The organism is Micrococcus sp. HG099 (assembly GCF_024723355.1).
Lineage (GTDB): Bacteria > Actinomycetota > Actinomycetes > Actinomycetales > Micrococcaceae > Micrococcus > Micrococcus endophyticus.
Genome location: NZ_JANQCJ010000143.1, coordinates 1 through 5,069, shown reverse-complemented (window position 1 = coordinate 5,069; position 5,069 = coordinate 1). Strand labels below are relative to the sequence as shown.

5 protein-coding genes and 1 rRNA gene are annotated in these 5,069 nt (G+C 76.4%); all 6 read left to right on the top strand.

The annotated features are described in order from the left end of the window. Nucleotides 1-101 (top strand): 5S ribosomal RNA (gene rrf, locus NWP10_RS10420); the annotation flags it as partial. 750 nt (nt 102-851) lie between these two features. Beyond that, on the top strand, nt 852-1,955 hold the full coding sequence (locus NWP10_RS10415) for a hypothetical protein (RefSeq protein WP_258300856.1): 1,104 nt from the start codon (nt 852-854) through the stop codon (nt 1,953-1,955). Then, nucleotides 1,952-2,788, top strand: coding sequence for an HAD-IIA family hydrolase (locus NWP10_RS10410; protein WP_258300855.1), 837 nt, complete (start codon nt 1,952-1,954; stop codon nt 2,786-2,788). Before NWP10_RS10415 ends, NWP10_RS10410 begins: the two co-directional genes overlap by 4 nt. Further along, entirely contained in the window at nt 2,781-3,626 is an 846-nt protein-coding gene (locus NWP10_RS10405; protein WP_258300854.1) for a TlyA family RNA methyltransferase, read from the top strand. The genes NWP10_RS10410 and NWP10_RS10405 overlap by 8 nt, the downstream gene beginning before the upstream one ends. A gap of 138 nt (nt 3,627-3,764) precedes the next feature. Continuing rightward, the gene (locus NWP10_RS10400; protein WP_258300853.1) at nt 3,765-4,853 is read left to right on the top strand and encodes an NAD kinase; all 1,089 of its coding nucleotides are present in this window, start codon (nt 3,765-3,767) and stop codon (nt 4,851-4,853) included. Continuing rightward, on the top strand, nt 4,850-5,069 hold a 220-nt coding region (locus NWP10_RS10395; RefSeq protein WP_258300852.1), incomplete at its 3' end, for an AAA family ATPase. The genes NWP10_RS10400 and NWP10_RS10395, both read left to right, overlap by 4 nt.

The window sequence follows — 5,069 nt, the reverse complement described above, 5'->3', positions numbered from 1 at the left end:
TGGGGGAAACGCCCGGTTCCATTCCGAACCCGGAAGCTAAGGCCCACAGCGCCGATGGTACTGCAACCGGGAGGTTGTGGGAGAGTAGGTCGCCGCCGGACATTCTTTGGGGAGGGCCCTGCACTTTTGTGCGGGGCCCTTCTTGCATTCCCGGGCTCTTTCGCCGTCGCGGCGTCAGGTGCCCTCACGTGCCGGGGCACTACCCTGGTTCTCTGATGCAGCGCGCCGCCCGATGCGGCGATCGACCACCGAGCTCTCCCGCGGACTCCCGCGCGAGACCGTCCAGGAAGGACACCATGGCTGAGGACACTCCCCGCGGACGCCGCGACGACCGTCGATCCCCGGGCGACGGAGCCGGCCGTTCCCGTGGTGGCTCCGGTGACGCCCGCCGCTCCGGCGGCCCCCGAGACGGACGCCGCTCCGGCGGCTCCGGTGAAGGCCGTTCGGGCCAGGACCGCCGCGATCGCTCGTCCGAGGGCTTCCGCGGCGAGCGATCGGGGGACGGCCCCCGGCGCGAGCGCTCGTCCGACGGCCCCCGGCGCGAGCGCTCATCCGACGGCTTCCGTCGGGATCGTTCCTCCGACAGCCCCCGTGGCGAGCGCAGCGGGGACGGTTCCCGTGGCCCCCGTGTCGGCGGGGATCGCCGGCAGTCCGGGGCGGGCTCGTCCCGCGGCGGCTTCGAGGGTCGTCGTGGGGGAGAGCGTCGTGAGGGCGCCGGCGGCGAGCGTCGCGACCGCCGTTCCGCGTCGTCGTCGCCCCGGTGGGAGGGCCGCGGCCAGGACCGGACGGAGCGGACTGAACGCCGGGAGCGCCCCGCGCACAACCCCCGCGACCTGCGCGCGGCCAACCGCGTGGACCAGGAGCGCTCGCCGGACATCGACGCGGACGTCACCGGCCAGGAGCTTGACCGCGGCACCCTCAAGGAGGTCAACGGCCTCGACGAGCGCCCCGCGAGCTGGGTGGCCAAGCACCTCGTCATGGCGGGCCGGTACATCGACGTCGACCCCGCCCTCGCGTTCCAGCACGCGCTGGCCGCCTCCCGCAAGGGCGGTCGCCTGTCCCGCGTGCGCGAGGCCGTCGCCCTGACCGCCTACGCGGCGGGGGAGTACGCCGACGCGCTGCGCGAGTTCCGCACGTACCGCCGGATGACCGGCGACGACACCCACGTCGCGGCGCAGGTGGACAGCGAACGCGCCCTCGGGCGACCGGCGAAGGCGCTGCAGCTCGCCGCCGAGATCGACACCGCGCGTCTGGACCGTGCCGCCCGGGTGGAGCTGGCCATGGTCGTCTCCGGCATCCGCGAGGACGCCGGCGACCTCCAGGGCGCCCACGACGCGCTCCAGATCCCCGAGCTCGACCGCCGCCGCGGATACCCGTTCTCCCCGCGGCTCTTCCAGCGCCAGGCCGACGTCCTGCTGCTGCTGGGACGCGCCGACGAGGCACGCCTGTGGGCGCGGGCCGTGCGCGTGGCCGAGAAGGCCCTGGGCATCGGCGGCTTCGCCGAGCCGGAGATCGTGGACGTGGACACCGAGCCGGTCGACGACCGACGCGAGCGGGGCCCCTCGCCGCGCGAGCGTCGCTACGCGGAGAACGCCGCCGCCGCCGAGGGCGCCGGCTCGGACGCCGGGACCCCGTCCGACGCCGCGGAGTCCGCCGCGGCCCCCACCGCCGCGGCCCCCACCGCCGACGCCTCTGCGGAGGACGCCCCTGAGGCCTCCGCGGCCGCCGAGTCGGTCGAGGATGCGCAGGAGCCCGCGGCCCCCGCCGCTGAGGAGGTCCCGGACACCCCGGAGGCCGAGGACGAGGTCGCCGCGGACGCCGACACCGAGGCGCCGGCGTCCACCGAGTCCGAGCAGGACGCCCCGCCGGCCGCCGTGGCGCAGGCCGACGAGGTGGACCCGAACCAGATGTCGCTGTTCGACGAGCTCGACGGCGGCGAGGGCGAGGGCCGATGAGCCCCACCCTGCCGCGGGGCCACGACGGCCTGCTCTGCGATCTCGACGGCGTGGTCTACGCCGGCGGGGGCGCGGTGCCCGGCGCCGTCGAGACCCTCACCGCCCTGGTTGAGCGCGGCGTGCCGGTGGGCTTCGTCACCAACAACGCGTCCCGTGCCCCGGAGTCCGTGGCCGAGCACCTGCGCTCGCTGGGCGTCCCCGCCCGCCCGGAGCATGTCTTCGGCTCGGCACCGGCCGGCGTCGACCTGCTCGAGGAGACCCTCGGGGCCCGGACCGGCCGCGTGTTGGTGGTCGGCTCGGACTACCTGCGCCAGGTGGTCCGCGACCGCGGGTTCGAGGTCGTGGCCGCAGCGCAGGACCGCCCGGACGCGGTGATCCAGGGCTTCGACCCCGGCGTCGGCTGGGCGGAGCTGGCCCAGGCGGCGTATGCCGTCAACGCGGGCGCGGCCTGGGTGGCCACCAACCTGGACGCCTCCATCCCACGGGCCGAGGGGATCGCCCCCGGCAACGGGGCCCTCGTCGGCGCGGTCGGGCAGGCCACCGGGACGGCCCCCGCGGCGGCCGGGAAGCCCGAGCCGCTGCTGTTCCGCACCGCGGCGCGCACCCTGGGCCTGACCCGGCCGCTCGTGGTGGGCGACCGCCTGGACACGGACATCCGGGGCGGCAACGCGGCCGGCTTCGACACGGTCCTCGTCCTCACCGGCATCGACACCCGCGAGAGCGCCGGCTCGGCCCCGGAGGCCGACCGGCCCACGTGGATCGTCGAGGACCTCCCCGCCCTGCTCTCCGAGCCGGACGGGCAGGCGGGGGCCGCGGACGGGCGGCGTGGCTGAGGCGGTCCGCGCGGACGTCGCCCTCGCGGCGCGGGGCCTGGCGCGCTCGCGCACCGAGGCGTCGGCGCTGATCCGCGCCGGCCAGGTGCTCGTCGACGGCCGCCCCGTGCGGCGCGCGTCCGAGCGCGTGGCCCCGACGGCGTCCCTCACCCTGGCCGACGACGGGCCCCGCTGGGTCTCCCGCGCCGCCCACAAGCTGGTCAGCGCCCTCGAAACGTTCCCGGACGTGGCGGTCCGGGGCCGGCGGGCCCTCGACGCGGGCGCCTCCACCGGCGGCTTCACCCAGGTGCTGCTGGAGGGCGGCGCGGCCCGGGTGGCCGCCGTCGACGTGGGCCACGGGCAGCTCGTGGACCTCGTGCGCACCGATCCCCGGGTCCTCGTGCGGGAGGGCCTGAACGTCCGGGACCTCACTGTCCAGGACGTGGAGGGCGAGGTGGACCTCGTGGTCTCCGACCTCTCCTTCATCTCCCTGCGCCTGGTGATGGACGCCCTGGCCGGCGTCTGCCGTCCCGGCGCGGACCTGCTGCTCATGGTCAAGCCCCAGTTCGAGGTGGGCCGCGCGGCCCTGCCGCGCACCGGCGTCGTGACCGACCCCGCAGCCCGGCGGGACGCCGTCGCGGCCGTGGCCGCGGCCGCCCTGGACTCCGGGCTGGAGCTGCGCGGCCTCGCCCGCTCCGGCCTGCCCGGCCAGGACGGCAACGTGGAGTTCTTCCTGCGGCTGCGCCGGCCGGCGGCCGACGCGGCCGGCGCGCCCGGGACGGGCCTCGACGACGACGCCCCCGCGGCCGAGGCCGTCGCGGCGGCGTGGACGGCTGCGGCCGAGGTCGACTGGGCCTGACGGGACGGCGCCGCCGGGCGGGCCCCGCCCCCGCGGGACGCCGTCGTGCGTCCACGGACGACGCCGGGCCCGTTCGCGCGTCCGGCGTCGTGGCTATCCTGGACCGCAGTGCCCGGCACCCTGCCCGCGGAAGGAACCATGCCCCACAACCCCGGACGTCGCGTCCTCGTCCTCGCCCACACCGGACGCGAGGACGCCATCAGCGCGGCGCTGCAGGCCACCCGCATCCTCGAGGAGGAGGGCCTCGTCAGCGTGATGCTGGAGCAGGACGTCGCCGCGATCCGCGAGAACGCGGACGCCCCCGCCGGCTTCGCCCCGCAGACCCTCGGCGTGGACTGCGGGCTCGAGGACATCGTCCTGGGGCTGGTCCTCGGCGGCGACGGCTCCGTGTTGCGCGCGGCCGACTTCGTGCGCGGCTACGTCGTCCCGCTGCTGGCCGTGAACCTCGGCCACGTGGGCTTCCTCGCCGAGTCCGAGCGCACCGACCTGCAGCGCACCGTCCAGGCGATCGCCTCCGAGGCGTACGTGGTGATCGAGCGCATGGCCCTGGACGTGGTGGTGCGCGTGGAGGGCCGCGAGGTGGCCCGCACCTGGGCCCTCAACGAGGCCTCCGTGGAGAAGTCGAACCGGGAGCGGATGCTCGAGGTCGTCATCTCCGTGGACAACGCGCCGATCTCCTCCTTCGGCTGCGACGGCGTGGTGCTGGCCACCCCCACCGGGTCCACCGCCTACGCCTTCTCCGGGGGAGGGCCCGTGGTGTGGCCCTCCGTGGAGGCCCTGCTGTGCGTGCCCATCAGCGCGCACGCCCTCTTCACCCGCCCCCTCGTGGTGGGGCCGCGCTCCACGATCGGCGTCGACGTGCTCACCCGCACCCGGGAGACCGGCGTGCTGTGGTGCGACGGCCGGCGCACCGTGGAGCTGCCGCCGCAGGCTCGCATCGAGGTGTCCCGCTCCGAGGAGCCCGTGCGCCTCGCCCGCCTGAACCCCACCCCGTTCGCCGAGCGCCTGGTCCGCAAGTTCCGCCTGCCGACCGACGGCTGGCGGGGCCCGGTCACCGCCCAGGAGCGCGAGTCCGTGCTGCGCGAGGTGGAAACGGTCGAGCCCCGGCACGCCGGGCCGCGCCCCGACGTCGTGGAGCCGGCCACCATGCCGCTGTCCGTGCTCTCGGCCGCGGACATCCAGCGCTACCGCGACCGCGGTGCCCGCTACCCGGGGGAGGACGCATGATCGAGCACCTGAGGATCTCCGGGCTCGGCGTGATCGGCGAGGCCACCGTGGACCTGGACCCCGGGCTCACCGTGGTCACCGGCGAGACCGGTGCTGGCAAGACGATGGTGGTCACCGCCCTCGGCCTGCTCCTGGGCGCCCGCGCCGACGCCGGGGCGGTCCGCCGCGGCGCGGCCCGCGCCGTCGTGGACCTGGCTCTTATACACATCCGACGCT

Excerpts from the sequence above, each read along its gene's own strand:
- NWP10_RS10410 (WP_258300855.1), top strand. The coding sequence starts at position 1,952 with ATGAGCCCCACCCTGCCGCGGGGCCACGACGGCCTGCTCTGCGATCTC.
- NWP10_RS10400 (WP_258300853.1), top strand. The coding sequence starts at position 3,765 with ATGCCCCACAACCCCGGACGTCGCGTCCTCGTCCTCGCCCACACCGGA.